The following is a 17,541-nucleotide window of genomic DNA, read 5'->3' on the forward strand; positions in this document are numbered from 1 at the left end:
ATACCCAGCAACTCGCTGCAAAAACCAGCTCGAAAGATCAACACGCCCTAATTTCAACCCAAAAACTTTTTTGTAATGACTGATGGCGTGATAAATAACGGTGTAATAGATGGATGCTCGTGTAATAACAACAGAAACTTTACCTCTAAGACTTGGGTTAACAATGTGGTCTCATTCTGAGTGGCAAAGTCAGTTTTATGGCAAAGGAACAAAACCCGCTGAGCGCTTAGAAAAATACACCCAAGTTTTTCATACCGTTGAAGGCAACACGACTTTCTATGCGACACCCAGTGTCTCAACGGTCAATAACTGGAAAGCCGCGAGTCACGATGATTTCAAGTTTACTTTTAAGCTGCCTAAGTTCATCACCCACCAGCAGCACTTAAAACATTGCCAAGCCGAACTCAAAGAATTTCTGCTCACCATGTCGCCCCTACATAGGCGCATTGGTCAGTGGACGATTCAATTGCCCCATAGCTTCGAACCCAGCATGCTTCCTGCCCTGCAAAAATTTTGTACCTTGTTTCCAAAAGACATGCAGCTCGGCGTTGAAGTTCGTCACCTTGGTTTCTTTGATAAAGGCGATGCCGAAAAACGTTTCAATCATTGGTTGATAGAAGAAGGGATCAATCGCATCATTATGGATAGCCGTCCTGTTTTCTCCGCACCACCAACCACAGAAGCGGTGATCGACGCGCATCAAAAGAAACCACGTGTTCCGGTTCATGCCATTGCGACGGCAAACAATCCGATGGTTCGCTTTATTGGTCATCCAGATCAGGAACCCAATCTGGCTTTCTTTAAACCTTGGTTCGCGAAATTACCGACTTGGTTAAACGAAGGAAAACAACCTTATTTAATGATCCACACCCCAGACAATAATCACGCCCCTGAGTTGGCGATTGCTATCTATAAGCAATTACAGACGCAAGTTGCTGAACACACAAAGATAACCTTGCCTAATTTGGCGGAGTTTCCTGCTCAAAAAGGCGACCATCAAATCTCGATGTTTTGATAGTAAACAACTACTAACACACGTTCACTTTCATCAATCTCAGTTTTCGTGACACAAGCCATTTTTTTACGTAAAATACGTCCCCTTTTATTTGGTATGAATTTTGTGCCAATTACGCTGACTGTCGAGAGAAAATGCCATGAGCAACACAGACAATATCTTTTCCGCTCCTATTGATAAAATTGGAGACTTCACCTTTGATGCAAGGGTTGCTGAAGTATTTCCGGATATGATTCAACGCTCGGTGCCTGGTTATAGCAATATCATCTCTGCAATCGGCATGCTGGCTGAACGCTTTGTAAAGCCACATTCAAATATTTTCGATCTTGGCTGCTCGCTTGGTGCTGCGACACTTTCTATGCGTCGTCACATTCAGCAAGAAGGCTGCACGATTTTCGCTATCGATAATTCAGAAGCCATGGTTGAACGCTGTAAGCTGCATGTAAACGCCTACCGCAGTGACACACCGGTAGAAGTGATTGAAGCCGACATCCGTGAAGTGGAAATCAAAGACGCCTCTGTTGTGGTGCTTAACTTTACACTGCAATTTCTGTCTCCTGACGACCGATACGCTCTGCTTGAAAAAATTCATGCAGGCTTACGCCCGGGCGGAATCTTAATCCTTTCTGAAAAGTACGTATTCGAAGACGAAAGTTCAAATGAACTGCTTATCGACCTGCACCATGACTTCAAGCGTGCAAACGGATACAGCGAGCTTGAAGTCAGCCAGAAACGTAGCGCAATTGAAAACGTGATGCGTCCTGACTCGATTACAGTTCACAAGCAACGTTTTGAAAAGATTGGCTTCTCAAGTAGCGAAGTGTGGTTCCAATGCTTCAACTTCGGTTCAATGTTCGCGATTAAATAGCGCACATACCCAGTCAGCTCGTACTAAAACGTCATCCTCAAGAGCGAGGAACGAGCGAGTTGGGGATCTCTATCAAGTACGATAAACCGAGACTCCCTATCATGTTCGTCCCTCACTGTAGGGAATGACAAATTTAATTTCTATCTTAGGGTTTATTGACCCTATTAACTCAGTGAAAAACTATGTTTAATTTTGCCAATTTTTATCAACTCATTGCCCAAGACACTCGCCTTCAGCCGTGGCTTAATGTTCTTCCTCAACAGCTGACGGATTGGCAAAATGCAGAACACGGCGACTTCGACCGTTGGTTACGTGGACTGAATAAAATCCCGCAAGGTGTACCTGATCAAGTTGATCTGAAAAACTCAGTGACGATTGGCAGCTCTACACCGTTCCACACGGGTGAACTTAAAAAGTTAGAAAGCTTACTGAAGACTTTCCACCCTTGGAGAAAAGGCCCTTACACAGTTCACGACATTCACATCGATACAGAATGGCGCAGTGACTGGAAATGGGATCGTGTGCTTCCACATATCTCTCCATTGAAAAACCGTTCGGTTCTCGATGTAGGTTGTGGCAACGGCTACCACATGTGGCGCATGCTAGGTGAAGGTGCTCGCTTAACGGTGGGTATCGACCCTTCTCACTTATTCTTGGTTCAGTTTGAAGCCATTCGTAAATTGATGGGCGACGACCAACGTGCTCACCTATTACCTCTAGGTATTGAGCAACTGCCAAAACTGGAAGCTTACGACACTGTATTCAGCATGGGCGTGCTTTACCACCGCCGTTCACCACTTGATCATTTGATTCAACTAAAAGACCAATTGGTATCTGGTGGCGAACTGGTACTTGAAACGTTAGTGATTGAAGGTGACGAAAACGCTGTTCTTGTGCCTGTAGATCGCTACGCGCAAATGAGAAACGTTTACTTCTTCCCATCTGCACGCGCACTGAAACGCTGGCTTGAACAGGTAGGCTTTGAAGACGTGCGTATCGTTGATGAAAATGTTACAACGATTGGCGAACAACGCACAACGGAGTGGATGACACACAACTCTCTACCGGATTACTTAGACCCTAATGATCCAAGTAAAACCGTAGAAGGTCACCCAGCACCAAGGCGTGCGATTCTAGTAGCGACAAAACCTTAAGCTCTGTTACACAAAACCATAAGCTCTGTCGTCATACAGCCACCGTTATTTATATGTGGGAATTTTGATAAAAAAGAGAACTAATTGTACAAAAGTTGCGCTCATGTTTAATAAGTGAGCGCCCTTAAGTGACAATAATTTTCGTAGCGCTCACATTGCGATTCAATATGACCAGACTCTTACAATAGGATGCTTCACGCATCCTTTTTTGTGGGATAAACTTCTAAATAGTCTGAACTATTCTCTAATTTCCAAAGGTTTTTATATGTTTAAGCGATTATCGCCTATCGTGGCGGTTGGTTTGCTCTCTGGTTGCACCCTCACGAGCGGTGCTACCTACCATCAAGAAACTCTCGACGCTATTTCCCGCTCAGAGACAAACATCGCAAACAAGGTTCAAAATCTTGAACTGCAGCTAAGTAATCAAAGTGATTATATTGAAAGCTTGGAAGACGAAATTACCACTCTTTCTAGTCAATTAGATGTTCACCTGACCAGTATGGAACACAGGGTCATTGAAGAGCTAAAAGAAGCCGAGCCTGTTGCCGTTGCAGCTGCACCTACCGCTCCTACATCACAGCCGACTATTCTAGGCGGTATTGAAAAAGTATCGATCGACTCTATCAAACAAAGCTTCGATGCTCGTGTTGATACTGGCGCAACCACCTCTTCTTTAAATGCCGTCGACATCAAAGAATTCGAACGCAACGGTAAAGATTGGGTTAAGTTCCATTTGGCAGATAAAGCACAAGCAAAAGAAGACCAAAAATGGATCGAAGCGCCCGTTGTACGTTATGTGAAAATCCGTCAATCGACGAATGATCAAACAGAACGTCGAGCTGTGATCGAATTATGGGTAAAAGTCGGAAAAATCCATGAAAAAGCGCAATTTACATTGGCGGATCGCTCTCAAATGAGTCACCCTGTATTACTAGGGCGCGAATTTATCAAAGACATAGCGCTAGTAGATGTAAGTAAAAAGTACGTACAAACGGAAGTTAAATAACAATAGTAGGGTAAGCTATGACGTCAAGAATTCCATTTTATATTTCTATATTCCTGCTCATCGTGGCAGGTATAACTCTGAGTATGTTCAGACATACAACCTACGGTGTACCCTGGACTCCAGGCGAAACTAATCAGGTTTGGGACATTGAAGCTCGTATCGAATTCAATGCAGTGGGCAAAGAAGCAAAAGTTTCACTAGCCGCACCTCACACACAGTCTAACTTTACACTTATCGGCGAGTCAGCTTCATCACCAGGCTACGGCATTTCATACTTGAATACAGATTCAGGTCGCCGTGCTGAGTGGTCAATTCGTCACGCAGATGGTCCGCAGACTATCTACTACAAGACACAGTTCTTAGTCGATAGCCAAGCGAACGTTACCTCAACACCTCCAGAAGGTGATGTGGCTCAACCAAGCTTTGATGGTCCTGAAGAAGCCGCGGCCCTTGCTTTGATTGACAGAGCAACCAAGCGCTCAGCAGACAACATCACCTTTACTCGTGAGTTAATCAAAACGCTTAACGATCCAGACAGCCAAAACTCAGCGCTGATTCTGAATAACATGACCAAAGTGGAAGCGACACACAAGCTACTTTCTGCCGCTAAAATCCACAACAAAGTCGTCGGTGTTATTGAACTGGAAGACGGACGTCGTCGCCAATCAATCCAACACATGAACCAAATTTGGGATAATAACCAGTGGGTTCTATTCTCTCCTGAATCTAGCGAGCAGCAAGTTCAACCAAACCTGTTAATTTGGGATGAATCAAATGTATCTCTATTAGACGTGGTTGGCGGTCAGAACAGTAAAGTTCACTTCTCTATGATTGCTCAGGAAGTTACTCCAACTGAAGCAACCAACAGTAAAGTATCAGCGGATCAACTGTTAAACCTTTCCATTCATAGTCTACCGCTAGAAGAGCAAGCGATGTTTAAAACCATCATGCTGATTCCTATCGGTGCTCTGATTGTTGTGTTCCTACGTGTCATCATAGGTCTTAAGACTTCTGGTACGTTCATGCCCGTTCTGATTGCTGTGGCATTCGTTCAAACACAGTTGGTTACCGGTATTGTTGGCTTCCTACTGATTGTCGGTACCGGTCTTGTAATACGAAGTTACTTATCCAAACTCAACCTATTGCTCGTGGCCAGGATATCCGCTGTAATTATTACAGTAATTATGATTATTTCGATATTTACTGTAGTCGCGTTTAAAATCGGACTTACAGAAGGCCTATCAATTACGTTCTTCCCAATGATTATCTTGTCTTGGACTATCGAACGTATGTCTATCCTTTGGGAAGAAGAAGGCGCGAAAGAAGTTGTACTTCAAGGTGGCGGCTCTCTATTTACCGCGGTGCTTGTTTACTTAGGTATGACTAACCCGTTCATTCAGCACTTAACGTTTAACTTTATTGGTTTACAGCTTGTTATTCTAGCGACCATCTTGTTACTAGGTAACTACACAGGCTACCGTCTAACCGAGCTTCGTCGCTTTAAACCGCTAGCGGAGGACTAAGTTATGTTTGATCAATTTACTTCACCGTTTAAGTTGAAAGACAAAGGCATAATGGGAATGAACAAGCGTAACCATAGTTATATTGGCCGCTACAATGATCGTTCCAAGTACCCACTCGTTGATGACAAGCTTAAGACTAAAATCATTGCTGAACAGGCTGGCGCCACCGTGCCAAAGCTTATTGGCGTTATTAGTCACCAAGCTGAAGTAAAAACAATCCACAAGATGGTTAAAGAGTGGCCGGGCTTTGTAATCAAGCCCGCTCAAGGCAGTGGTGGTAAAGGCATCCTTGTTGTGATCTCTCATAAAGATGGGGTTTACACCAAACCATCGGGTTCTACTATCAATGAAGAAGATGTAGAGCGCCATATCAGTAACGCGCTCGCGGGCCTTTTCTCGCTGGGTGGCAAGAACGATGTGGCCGTAGTTGAAAACCTCATCAAGTTTGATGAGTGTTTTGAAGGCTTCAGCTACGAAGGTGTGCCAGACGTACGAATCATCGTATTCAAAGGCTACCCTGTGATGGCGATGATGCGTCTGTCCACTTCAGATTCAGATGGTAAGGCTAACTTGCACCAAGGTGCTGTTGGTGTGGGTATAGACATTGCGACAGGTAAAGCGGTTCGAGCGGTTCAGTTCGATCAGCCTGTTACACACCATCCAGATACGGGTAAAGAACTCGCGTTATTACAAGTTCCTCACTGGGAAAAGCTGTTAACTCTAGCATCAAGTGCTTGGGAAATGACGGGCTTAGGCTATATGGGTACTGACATGGTATTAGACCAAGAAGAAGGCCCTATGGTACTAGAACTTAATGCTCGACCTGGTTTAGCTATCCAAATCGCGAACGGCGCGGGGCTACTTCCTAGACTGCATCATATTGAAAACCTTGGCACGCCTGCTGAATATCCAAAACCTGCGGAGCGTGTTGCTTACGCTGCAAAACAGTTCGGTCACAACTAGTCAAAATTTTGTCACTTAAATTTTAGGCCAAAATTTGGGGTGTTTGGGGTTATCTCCCCTTGCATCCCAATCCTTTCTATACGCTTACTTCAGCAACACATTCACACCAAAAATAGATTAAAAGGTACTTATTTGTGCTAATTCCGCCTAGGAAGTAGAAAAATACGCACCATCAAAATCAATTAAAACCCATCAAATTTGTGTAGATACCCTATTCACTGTAAATCCCACGCATAAGTATTCACACTGCTTGTTTGTAACGACGTTCCCTTACAAAACGACCAACAAATAAATTGTAACCCTATGTTAGCATACAGATAATTTAGTCAATAAAATAAGCAACAACTGTTAAGGATATGCTCTGATGACCGTCAAAAATAAGATTATGCTAACAATTAGCGGCCTAATCTGTTTAACGATTTTAGTTATATCTACGATAGGATATTTCGAATTTAAGTCTGCCACCACGGATGACTACCGTCATAACTTGTCTACGAAATCGTTTCTTGTAGCCAAAGCTGTCGAAGGGAAAATGGAAGCGTATTTCGGCGCTTTGGAAAGCATTTCAACCAGTATCCATACTGATAGATCCGGTAACATCATGATCAACCCGATGCTGTTGAAAATGATGACGAACAGTAAAGAATCTCTTGGTGTTCTTAATATTTACATCGGTCTTCCTGATGGCAAAACTTACGACGTTAAAAATCAAGGTATCATTCCTAATTTTAATGCTAAGCAAAAACAACGCGAATGGTTCAACCTTGGGTTTTCAGGTGCAAAACGATCAGTAACTAACCCTTACCTAGCAACAACAGGGCATTTAACTATGTCAGTTGTTATTCCATTTAAAGCCAGGGGCGAAACGAAAGCAGTGATTGGCCTTAGTCTTAAAATGAGTGATATTACAGACTATATAAACGAGCTATCTGAAGAGCCAAACTTATTTGTCTCTCGCCAAGATGGTTTCCTTGTTGCCGCTAGCTATGAAGATTTTATTGGTAAAAATATCTACGATCTTCGACCATCATACCGTGAACACGGTAGTAAGATGACCAGTGAGCACTCTTACAATGTTCCAGATAAAGGCGACTTTTATGTCGTTTCGTCTCAAATTGAGTCATTAGGTTGGAATACCTGGGCTTGGGCAAGTTGGGACGACATTGAAGCGCCTTCAAATGCGATGGTGAAAATAAATACTGTAGTTGGTCTAATTTTCGCGGTTATGGCAACCGGAATAACATTCTTATTAGTCACCCGATTAATGTATCGTCCTATTGGCGGAGAGCCACAATACATCGAAGCTCTTGTTAGTCGAATCTCGGCAGGAGACCTGACCAACATCCCTAAATTAAATGGCGATGAAACGGGGATCTACCGTTCAACTCTTGAAATGGCAGGTAACCTCCAAGGCATTATTGGCAATATTGAGCAGTCTTCAAACTCTCTCTCATCACAATCTTCATCTCTTGAGACCTCTTCAAATCAGTTAAGTACCTCATCAGAAGAGCAAATGATGCAGCTAGAGCAAGTTGCAACCGCGATGAATCAGATGACCGCGACTGTTGCGGAAGTGGCTCAAAATGCGATGCAGGCATCATCATCATCCAATGAGGCAAGCCTTTCATCTCAGTCAGGTCTTGAGACTGTGGGTGACATGAACCAGCAAATCAGCTTACTTGTAACGAATATTGAGCAGGTTCAAGATTCGATTCTTGGTGTTGAAAAAGAAACTCAAAATGTAGGTAGCATACTTGATGTTATCCGAGGTATTGCTGAGCAAACAAACTTGCTGGCATTAAACGCAGCAATTGAAGCAGCTCGAGCGGGTGAGCAAGGTCGCGGCTTCGCCGTCGTGGCTGACGAGGTGCGTAACCTCGCTAACAAGACACAAGAAAGCACGAACGAAATACAAACCATGATTTCATCACTTCAAACTCAAGCAAAACAATCTGTTGAGCTTATGGTTGAAAATGCGGAAACAGCTAAAGTAACTCGTGAAAAGTCAGATCAAGCGAGTCAAATGCTGAATACTATTCAGCATGAGATTGGGACAATTCAAGACATGAACAACCAGATTGCAGCGGCAGCGGAAGAACAATCGCAAGTAGCCGTTGAAATCAACGAAAATGTAGTGAATGTAAATGATTTGGCGCGAGCGACTGTCGATGACGTCCAGCAAAATGTTCAAACAGCGCAAAATGTTAATAATGTTTCGGACGAACTGCATCAAACGATAAAGATGTTTAAGATCTAATCTTAGATAAGCTAAACGTACCGACAACCTATACGTTAAAGCCTAAGTATCAAAATCTTCGGCTTAAAAAAAGATAACGTAATTAAAACCGCCTTCTCTTCTGAGAAGGCGGTTTTTTATATGGTAATAAGTTCAGGCTGAGTCATGCCAATCACAGTCAGTCATTATAAATAGCTCAGGAATACCACCCTCACCAAAAGAATACGAGACCCGTGAAGCTGCCAAACAAAAAAAGCCCCGAAGTGTATACTTCGAGGCCATTAATTTACGGTAGATAGATTACGCTTCTAAGGGGTTTCGATAAGCTATTGAACAGGAGATACCGGTTTGTTTTTAGCAAAACCACGCAGACCAACAACGTGTACGTGTTCGTGGTCTTTGAAGACCTTACGTACCAGTTTGTAGGTTGTACCTTTCTCTGGGCTAATGTTCTCTGGCGCAGCAATCAGAAGTTGCATACCTAAACGGTCACACAGTTCAAACAGCGTAGAGATCGACTTAGAATCCAGACGAGCGGCTTCATCAAGGAACAACAAACGACATGGAACGATGTCTTTACTACGAAGTCGACGTGACTCTTCTTCCCAGCTCTGAATAACCATCAATAGGATTGATTGACCAGTACCGATCGCCTCACCCGTAGACAATGCACCCGATTCCGCTTGTAACCAACCGTCTGAACCACGGTTAACTTCAACACTCAGCTCTAGGTAGTTACGGTAATCCAGTAACTCTTCACCAAGAACTTGCGGAGAACGTTGACCCATATCGATATGTGGATTGACACGTTGGAACAACTTCGCCATCGCTTCAGAGAAGGTAAAGCGCGTTGATTCAAACAAGTCTTTGTGTTGATCTTGTTGAGTCGCTAGCCCTGATAGCAAGATCTCGTGGCTTTCACGGATCTTAACGTTCAGACGCACGCCCTTAACCTGACCAAAGTAAATGTTAGACAGACCTTGGTTGAGCATACGAATACGGTTCTGCTCGCGCTGAATCGTTTTCTTTATGATACTTGCTACCGACTCAGAGCTGATCGCTAAGCGGTTTTCACGCTGCGTCAGTTCTTCTGTTAGTCGAGCTAGCTCTACTTCCATCTCTTCGATTGCTTCAACCGGATCATCCGTATGAATGATGTCTTGGCGAATGCGCTCTCGAAGGTGTTGGTAAACCGCAATGTAAAACAGAACCTTACGCTCTGGATGTGCGTTGTCTTCAGAGAGACGCAGCGAATCACGCAGGTCGTCATTGTCAGCTACAGCCAGACGTAGCGCACCCAGTGATTTATCCGACATAGAGCGAAGTTCGCCCGCCGTTAAATAAGCCAGTTCACGTTTGTGCAGACGACGTTCAACGTCATTCTCACGAGCTAAACGCAGTACTGAACACCAGCCGGATTTTGCTGCAACAACGAAGGTACGAAGCTCTGTGTACTCTTTCTGAACTTTCTTAAGACGCTTAGCCAGCGCTTTCATCTCAAGTTCAGTTGAGGTAATCGTGCGTTCGTATTCACTCTTACGGCTACGAGAAGTATGCAAACGCTCTTGAAGCTCGTCACGACGACGAACCGCGCGCTCTTCAGCACCTTCATCAGCGTTAACACCGAACTCTTGTAGCTCTTGCTTGAACTCTTGAACCGTCTCTTGCTTCGCTTGGTGCGAGCTCTTCAGTGCTGCCAATACTTGGTTGTACTGGTTCATCTGTTCGCGAGCTTGCTTCAAGCCATCGCGGCCTTTAGCTCGTGCTTGTTCTGCTTGAACCAACTTCGCTTTCAGTTGTTCGCTCAGTTCGCTGCTCTTGTTAAGCAGGTCAACAGAATCTGCGTAAGCAAAGTAGTGACGACGTTCGATTAAGTCAGAAAGAGCAAACACTTTACCTTTTAGAGTTTGTAACGCGCTGTCCGCCTGACGATACTCGGCTTCCAAAGCTTCGAATTGCTCTGGGTCAGCATCGAGTGCAGAAACGATTTGCTCTAATGAAGTAAGTGCTTTGCCATGAGTGTTCAAGTAAGACTTAGCTTCGCTTAGACGCTCTAGTTGTGCTTCTAATTCAGCGAGACGCTCAGCTAATGTTTCGTCTTCAAGAATACGAACCATTGGTGCCAATTTGTCCAGTGCACCAAGTGCTTGCTTGCTTTGTAGAAGCTGACTGCGTTGTTGTTGCTCTTTAGAGTCAAGCTCAGCCAGAGAACGAACAATTTGATTACGCTTATCACGAATAGCAGCCAGTGCTTGTTCTGGATCTGCGTTAAACGCAACGTGCAGATGCTTAGCAACAAAGCTGTTAAATGCTTGGTATAGGCGATTCAGTTTCTGAGAGTCAAACGCAGCTTTGGCATGGTTTTCTACCACAACGTCACGCTCTTCACGCAATTTCTCTAGGCGTTGCTCACGAGCCGCACGGCCAAACAATGGAATCTCAGGGAAGCGCGAGTAACGCATTTGGCGATCGTTCAGCTGAACACACACCGCACCTTCAAGCTCATCGGCATTGAACGAGCTGTCATCAAACGCATCTACATCGCCTTCTAGGATGTAAAGATCTTCTGGACAATCATCAAGATCCACCAGCTTCTCTTTAATGCCATCAAGGTCCGAAACCACAATTGCGTGACGAGCCGGGCCGTACATCGCACTGAAGTACGGTGCATCGCCAATCGTGATGTCATCGTAGATCTCAGAAAGCAGCACGCCACCAAGCGTATCCGCCAGACCTTTCAGGCGAGGATCGTTAGAGCCACCCGGAGAAGCTAAACGCTCTATCTCTTGTTCAAGTTCAGAACGGCGCGTCGCCAATTGATCTTTCGCTACCGCTTGAGATTTTTCGTCTTCAAGCACTTGCTGCATTTGAGTCATTACTGCTTGGCTATCTTCTAGCTCAGCTTCTGTTTGATCTCTTAGGGCTTCAAGTGCGTCGTTCGCCGTGATCCACGTTGGAGCAATAGACTCAAGTTTTTGAATCTCTTGGTCGTGGTTTTGTTGCACACGACGTTGCTCACTCTTCGCTTCACGCAGCTCTTCTTGAGCGTACTCAAGAGAATCGATCTGCATTGCATGGCGTTCACGTTCTTCATCGAAAACCGCTTCGTCAGTCAGTGAGATGTTGTGTTGCTTTTGGTATTCAGTCGCAAGCTCTTTTGCTTGACGCTGCTGCGCCACATCACGAGCCATGTCGCGGTGCTGAGCACGCCACTGTTGTTCGTTTTCAACAACGTGTTTTGCGTTACGGCCTTTTTCTAACGCTTGCTTAGCACTGTTAGACGCTTCTTTACGCTCAACGTCACCAACGATGCTTTTAACAAGAGCGAGCGCTTTGTCGAACTGCGCAGACGCAGCAGAAGACATGTCTAGTTTATGCTTAGTCGACAGTAACGTTTGAGTGCTTGATTCTTCTTGTGCTTTTAGCTCAGAAACCAGAGTTAATGCGCTTTCTGCCGTAATAGACTCATCATCAAGTAGCTGCTTAGTTTTCTCTAATGCTTGAACCGCTTGTTGGTATTGAAGCGCACGAGTCTGCTGAACATCCAACGCTTGTTGGTAGTCAGCAAGCTGAGTTTTCAGGCTATCCACTTCTTCTTCAGTAATGGTTGCCTGTTCTTCAGCAAGAAGTACTCGTTCTTGAGCTTCTTCAGCTACCATCATCTGTTCTTCTAGACGCTCATTAAGCTCTTCTAGATCTTCACTGTAGCGAGCAATTTTCTCTTGCTGACGAAGTGCAGTTTGAACCAATTGAAGATGATCCGAAGCCGCTTGATAATCTTGCTCTAGTGCCGATTCTTGATCGACCAACAGCTCAAGCTCTTCTTGAACGCGGTTCAACAAGTTGTTTTGATCAAGCAAGGTTTCGCGAGAACCAAACAGTTCACCACGGAACTTCATCGTTTGATCAAGCTTGTTGCGACGATCGTTGGCATGGCGCATGTAATCTGCTGCCACGTAGTTCGTAGATTCAGTGATCAAGTGCTTGAACAAGTCACGATCCGACTGAGTCGTTTTGATCGCTTCTAGCGTCATGCGGTTTTCGCGTAGTGCTGATTCCATGTCTTGGAATGCTTTCTTCACGCCACCATTTTGCGGTAGAAGGTAATCACGCAGAGAACGCGTAATCGCACTAGAAATACCACCGTAAAGCGATGCTTCAATCAGACGGTAGAACTTAGAACGGTCGCTGCTGTTACGCAGTTTCTTCGGTACCACACCGTATTCAAACATCTGTGAGTGGTAATCAACAATCGAAGAAAAGGCTTTAAAGTGCGCCCCTTCATATTGCGCTACCGCTGCTTTCACGTCGTTCAGTTGACACACACGAGCGTGGCTGTCTGAAACGTTCTGGATCAATACATCCGTTGGCTTCACATGGCTTGGAAGGCCTTGGATTACAAACGGTTTGATGTCGACCTTCTTATCACGACCCGCAACTTGCTGCAGTTTTACTGCAAACAATAGGCGTTGATTACGAGAGTTCACAACATCTAGCGCGGCGTAACATGCGCCAGGTTGAAGCTTACCGTAAAGACCTTTGTCGCGTGATGATTGTGAACTGCCCGCTTCCGTTGTATTACGGAAATGCAGAAGGCTTTGGTCAGGGATCAGTGCAGTGATGAATGCCGCCATTGTGGTCGACTTACCCGCACCGTTACCGCCAGAAAGCGTTGTAACCAATCCATCAATATCAAAAGTACGCGCAAAGAAACCGTTCCAGTTGATCATGGTTAATGATTGATACTTACCTCTTTCAATCATGCTTCACCTTCTACTTTTGTTTGTTCGCCATCGTTTGACTCAAGGTCAAAGCCGGCTTGATCGTTAAAAATGTCTTGTTGACCGTTTTCGTCCACGTTTAGTTCAACTTCTGATACGGCTTCCGTTTGCTCTTCATTCAACAAGCTACCTTGGTTAGGTTCTTGAGTATGAACAACAGCTTCACCATCACGAATAAGTCGTAATTGCGCTTCTTTCATATCATCGCCAACACGAACATCTGCACCAAAACGGAACACCGCTTCGCTGATACGGAATTTACCTGTTTCACCAATCACGATCAGCATGCCGATACGACGTAAACGGCGTAAAGAAGTACGTACTTTTTCAAACAGCTTTTCTTTGTCTAAGTCAGAACCAGACGCACGGTTGGTTGCTAGCTTCATGAGTTTTTTCTCATCCGCTAACGACATCAGTTCATCAAACAACTCTTGATTGGTGAAGATGCCTTCATGAGCCAAACGCTCTGGGCTTAGGTATAAGAAACACAATACTTTGCCAACCAGCATGTCGAGCTCAGACAACACACTACGACCAATTAAAGACGTAGAACGCGGGCGCAGATAGAAGAAACCTTCAGGCGCTTTTACCAGTTCCGTATTGTAGCGTTGATAAAAATGCTGAAGCTCAACTTCAAAATCAGAAAGCAACGCATGGTTATCGAGGTCTTCTGTTGAAACATGCTTGCCTGAACGCAACATGCTATCTAGCGCAGGAAACAATGGGTTCGCTATCGCTTTTACCAGTTTCTCTGGCATGTAATCATCAGTACTTGTTAATGACATTTGCTTGTACCTTTGCACCGAAATCGTTGATTGCCTGCCAATCTGGCTGAATAGCCTGATAGTCAGACTCTGAGTAACCTAAGCGAACGGCTTGGTCGACAACAATTCTGGCTAAATCAAAATGGTGTGTGCGAGGGTGCGCGGCGAGGTAATCACGCAGCACAAGGCCCAGATCAATTGGCGCACCTTGCTGTTTGTGAGCTTTCAACATATCTGCGATTCGTTCTGAAAGTAGATCGTTCACTTGCTCAAATTCTTCGTATTCTACGTCGATTGGGGCTTGCCCCATCACTTCGTCATCACGGAGCACAAGTGCTTCATCGCGAAGATCCGTGAGTTTTTCTGCGTCTGCGTAGGTCAATAACCAAGGCGCATCAAAGTAGTCAGTGACTGACTGACGCAAGCGTTGGCTAAAGGCACGGTTTTTATCCATATCGATCGCGGTACGGATAAATTTATGCACGTGGCGATCGTAGCCGATCCACAAATCAATCGCTTGTTGGCCCCAACTGGTGATTCGGTCTAGCTTCATTTGCAAACCAAATAGGGTTTCGCCAACGAACTCGAGCTCATCGTCACCATAAACAATTTCTTGAATATCAAGAATCTGGGTTTGCAGTTCATCACCCGCCGCTTGCAAGGTGTCTTGCAACTCTTTTAGCGTGGCTGAGGTTTCTGATAGCAAAGACTCACAGTTGTTGATTGCTTCTCGCCAATCTTTATTTAACAGATCCGCAATTTGCTGCTTGACGGTTTGTTGCTGTTCATCCATAACCCGCTGGTTGAGATCGATCTGATCAAAAATTTCGCCAACAGAATACTTGAGCACGCCGTACACATTCCTTCTCCAATGTCCCGGAGTTCCACCTTTCTGGGCGGCTTCAATGGCTTTTGCCATCTCATCGGCAACCATAGAAAGCTGGATAGACAGTTTTAATTTAGAAAACTGGCGGTGACGTAAGTAATAATCTGAGATACCAATCGCCAATGGCGATAAGCGATAAATGCTTGCACCATCTGTGATTTCGCTGGTAAAGCGGCTGATCAACTTCTGTTTAACCAACTCATTGATAGCGTTGTTGGCACGAAACGCAGACGCTTCGCCAGTATCTTCAAACAGTCGAGTGACAATAGTGAATGCATCGTGCAGTTCACCCTCGCCCAACTCTTCATCGAACCTTTCATTGCTTAATACGGCGATAGCAATCAAAAATGCTAAGCGCTCTGGTGGCAAGTTTAATGAAAAATCATGCTGCTTGACCCAGCCCACCAACTCATCAATTGGCTGCTCTTCGGCAGTTTGAGTCATTTCACTCATTGTGGTTCCTGTTACTGTTGTTCGTCATATCGAACGTATTAGATATGACGCCTATTTCTTTATGACGCGGCTTCTTACGATGGCATAGCGCATGTTGTGGCTTCTTTTACCACATTCACCGCTGTTATTGCGCAGGTTTTTGAGCCCAAACGTGAATATAACGGCCTAGCGACAGATATGGCTCTTGGCGACATAGCTGTTTCTCTAGTTCCAACACATCTTCAAATTGGTAATCACCCATGTACTCCATATTACCTATGTAGTCACTGAAAGAGCGAATGCCTGATTTACCACAGATATCTAGACCAGCGTCTTCTATCCATTGATAAACCTCTTCAGGCTTCAAGCCTTTTTGTGGTTGCAGCTTAAACCTTTTTCGATGTGGCATCCCATTCAATACATGAGGAATGTTGCCACAAATCACATTTTTCAGGACTAAACCATGGTGGTTGTAAAACATTATCGAGGCAATACCACCGGGTTTTACTTGTTCCAACAATAAATCAAGTGCCTGTTTGGGGTCTGCTAGCCATTCCATTACGGCATGAAACATCACAAAATCGACTTTCTCTTCGAGATGCTCTGCCACTTTTTGTACCGGAGAATGAATAAATCGATATTGCTCGAGCAAACCCGCTTCGCTGATACTTTCTTCTGCGAGCTTCAACATTTCAGAGGAGAGGTCGCACAGAGAAACGTTGTGGCCTAGTGTCGCAATTTTTTGTGACATCTGTGCAAGTCCACCGCCTGCATCAAGGACATGCAGCGGCGAAGCGGATTGATCAAACTTGCTCAAAGCTTGTTCTAAATCTTCCCATACGATGCACTGACGGATCTCTCCTTTGTCAGAGCCGTATATGTTTTTTGCAAATTTGTGGGCAATATCGTCGAAATTACGGTCTTCAGTCACGGCTACTTGAGTTATTATGTCCTATCGTGCCTGCTATTCTGTCACAGGAATTTCAGGAATAAAGAGGCGATGTCTCTTTTTACTACTAAGTGATGTTTTTTCGGACTATTCGGATATGTTTGAGCTGAAAAAAGTAGTGTCTTCGTTACTGATGCCACTGCCAGCAATGTTAATTCTCGCTTTTCTGGGTTTAGCCCTAGTGATGTTTACTGCAAAAAGGAAGACAGGTTGCCTAATTACCCTTTCAGCCCTCTGTGGTATTTTCCTAATCGCTTTCCAGCCTGTTTCTAGTCAACTTTTAATGCCAATGGAAAGGCAACACACCGCTTTTTTACCTATCGATGATACCGTCGATTACATTATGGTTCTTGGAAGTGGTCACGTTGTTGATGACCAAATCCCACCAACATCAGAACTTAGCCGCACCGGTCTGATGCGCTTAAGTGAAGGGATTCGTATCTTACGTCTTTACCCTGGAGCTAAACTCATTTTGTCTGGTTATGGCGCAGGCACTGAGGTGAGCAACGCCAAAATGATGGCTAAAGTAGCGCTAGCACTCGGCGTGGCAAAACCCGATATCATTCTGCTTGAAACTGCGAAAGATACGTGGGAAGAAGCTCGCCAAGCCGCTGCATTCGTTAAGAATAAGAAAATGGTGCTCGTGACATCAGCTAGCCATATGACTCGCGCACTTAATGAATTCAATGCCGCGGGCATGAAACCATTACCAGCTCCAACCAACTACCTTGCACAAGAAGGGATTGTTGAACCATGGAATAAGTATATGCCTAAGGCTATCTATCTCGAGCAGACTGAGCGCTATTGGCATGAGACGATGGGATTAGTTTGGCAAAGCTTGCGAGATTGGCTAGACACAAGTAATGACCCTGTCGAGAGCAGTACTCCGACGGTAAACAATTAAAAAGTTCAGTAACAAAAAAAACCGAGGCATCATTGATGTCTCGGTTTTTTACGTTCAAGT

Annotated in this window: 12 protein-coding genes; 8 read left to right on the plus strand and 4 right to left on the minus strand. The window is 44.7% G+C overall.

From position 1 onward, the window contains the following. The first annotated feature begins 109 nt into the window (after positions 1-109). The 7 genes from ACED59_RS21225 to ACED59_RS21255 all read left to right on the plus strand — a co-directional run bounded on the left by ACED59_RS21225 (position 110) and on the right by ACED59_RS21255 (position 8,786). Positions 110-1,015, plus strand: coding sequence for a DUF72 domain-containing protein (locus ACED59_RS21225; RefSeq protein WP_017097718.1), 906 nt, complete (start codon positions 110-112; stop codon positions 1,013-1,015). 139 nt (positions 1,016-1,154) lie between these two features. Next, a complete protein-coding gene (gene cmoA / locus ACED59_RS21230) occupies positions 1,155-1,883 on the plus strand; it encodes a carboxy-S-adenosyl-L-methionine synthase CmoA (RefSeq protein WP_017097717.1) in 729 nt (242 codons plus the stop codon). A gap of 182 nt (positions 1,884-2,065) precedes the next feature. Then, a complete protein-coding gene (gene cmoB, locus ACED59_RS21235; RefSeq protein ID WP_371704924.1) occupies positions 2,066-3,037 on the plus strand; it encodes a tRNA 5-methoxyuridine(34)/uridine 5-oxyacetic acid(34) synthase CmoB in 972 nt (323 codons plus the stop codon). A gap of 265 nt (positions 3,038-3,302) precedes the next feature. Continuing rightward, positions 3,303-4,043 carry an ATP-dependent zinc protease gene (locus ACED59_RS21240; RefSeq protein WP_009846364.1) on the plus strand — a complete coding sequence of 247 codons (741 nt, stop codon included), beginning with the start codon at positions 3,303-3,305 and terminating at the stop codon, positions 4,041-4,043. A gap of 17 nt (positions 4,044-4,060) precedes the next feature. After that, positions 4,061-5,566 (plus strand): inactive transglutaminase family protein, encoded by a 1,506-nt coding sequence (locus ACED59_RS21245; RefSeq protein ID WP_009846363.1) that lies wholly within the window; start codon positions 4,061-4,063, stop codon positions 5,564-5,566. A gap of 3 nt (positions 5,567-5,569) precedes the next feature. Next, the gene (locus ACED59_RS21250) at positions 5,570-6,529 is read left to right on the plus strand and encodes an alpha-L-glutamate ligase-like protein (RefSeq protein WP_012603623.1); all 960 of its coding nucleotides are present in this window, start codon (positions 5,570-5,572) and stop codon (positions 6,527-6,529) included. A gap of 364 nt (positions 6,530-6,893) precedes the next feature. Next, on the plus strand, positions 6,894-8,786 hold the full coding sequence (locus ACED59_RS21255; protein ID WP_017097716.1) for a methyl-accepting chemotaxis protein: 1,893 nt from the start codon (positions 6,894-6,896) through the stop codon (positions 8,784-8,786). A 305-nt stretch (positions 8,787-9,091) separates the two neighbouring features. Here ACED59_RS21255 and mukB read toward each other — a convergent pair whose 3' ends face one another. The 4 genes from mukB to cmoM all read right to left on the minus strand — a co-directional run bounded on the left by mukB (position 9,092) and on the right by cmoM (position 16,559). Then, positions 9,092-13,528 (minus strand): chromosome partition protein MukB, encoded by a 4,437-nt coding sequence (gene mukB / locus ACED59_RS21260; RefSeq protein ID WP_029223168.1) that lies wholly within the window; start codon positions 13,526-13,528, stop codon positions 9,092-9,094. After that, entirely contained in the window at positions 13,525-14,331 is an 807-nt protein-coding gene (gene mukE, locus ACED59_RS21265; RefSeq protein ID WP_017097715.1) for a chromosome partition protein MukE, read from the minus strand. Before mukE ends, mukB begins: the two co-directional genes overlap by 4 nt. After that, the gene (gene mukF, locus ACED59_RS21270; protein ID WP_009846358.1) at positions 14,312-15,649 is read right to left on the minus strand and encodes a chromosome partition protein MukF; all 1,338 of its coding nucleotides are present in this window, start codon (positions 15,647-15,649) and stop codon (positions 14,312-14,314) included. The genes mukE and mukF overlap by 20 nt, the downstream gene beginning before the upstream one ends. Before the next feature lie 124 nt (positions 15,650-15,773). Next, on the minus strand, positions 15,774-16,559 hold the full coding sequence (cmoM, locus tag ACED59_RS21275) for a tRNA uridine 5-oxyacetic acid(34) methyltransferase CmoM (protein ID WP_009846357.1): 786 nt from the start codon (positions 16,557-16,559) through the stop codon (positions 15,774-15,776). A 115-nt stretch (positions 16,560-16,674) separates the two neighbouring features. On the opposite strand from cmoM, the gene elyC reads away from it, so the two are divergent. After that, positions 16,675-17,481 (plus strand): envelope biogenesis factor ElyC, encoded by an 807-nt coding sequence (elyC, locus tag ACED59_RS21280; RefSeq protein WP_009846356.1) that lies wholly within the window; start codon positions 16,675-16,677, stop codon positions 17,479-17,481. Positions 17,482-17,541 lie beyond the last annotated feature (60 nt).

Source organism: Vibrio sp. FF266 (assembly GCF_041439695.1).
Lineage (GTDB): Bacteria > Pseudomonadota > Gammaproteobacteria > Enterobacterales > Vibrionaceae > Vibrio > Vibrio tasmaniensis_A.

What these genes read in the sequence shown, in the direction of transcription:
- ACED59_RS21225 (WP_017097718.1), top strand. Translation starts at nt 110, where the DNA reads ATGGATGCTCGTGTAATAACAACAGAAACTTTACCTCTAAGACTTGGG.
- cmoA (WP_017097717.1), top strand. Translation starts at nt 1,155, where the DNA reads ATGAGCAACACAGACAATATCTTTTCCGCTCCTATTGATAAAATTGGA.
- cmoB (WP_371704924.1), top strand. Translation starts at nt 2,066, where the DNA reads ATGTTTAATTTTGCCAATTTTTATCAACTCATTGCCCAAGACACTCGC.
- ACED59_RS21240 (WP_009846364.1), top strand. Translation starts at nt 3,303, where the DNA reads ATGTTTAAGCGATTATCGCCTATCGTGGCGGTTGGTTTGCTCTCTGGT.
- ACED59_RS21245 (WP_009846363.1), top strand. Translation starts at nt 4,061, where the DNA reads ATGACGTCAAGAATTCCATTTTATATTTCTATATTCCTGCTCATCGTG.
- ACED59_RS21250 (WP_012603623.1), top strand. Translation starts at nt 5,570, where the DNA reads ATGTTTGATCAATTTACTTCACCGTTTAAGTTGAAAGACAAAGGCATA.
- ACED59_RS21255 (WP_017097716.1), top strand. Translation starts at nt 6,894, where the DNA reads ATGACCGTCAAAAATAAGATTATGCTAACAATTAGCGGCCTAATCTGT.
- mukB (WP_029223168.1), bottom strand. Translation starts at nt 13,528, where the DNA reads ATGATTGAAAGAGGTAAGTATCAATCATTAACCATGATCAACTGGAAC.
- mukE (WP_017097715.1), bottom strand. Translation starts at nt 14,331, where the DNA reads ATGTCATTAACAAGTACTGATGATTACATGCCAGAGAAACTGGTAAAA.
- mukF (WP_009846358.1), bottom strand. Translation starts at nt 15,649, where the DNA reads ATGAGTGAAATGACTCAAACTGCCGAAGAGCAGCCAATTGATGAGTTG.
- elyC (WP_009846356.1), top strand. Translation starts at nt 16,675, where the DNA reads ATGTTTGAGCTGAAAAAAGTAGTGTCTTCGTTACTGATGCCACTGCCA.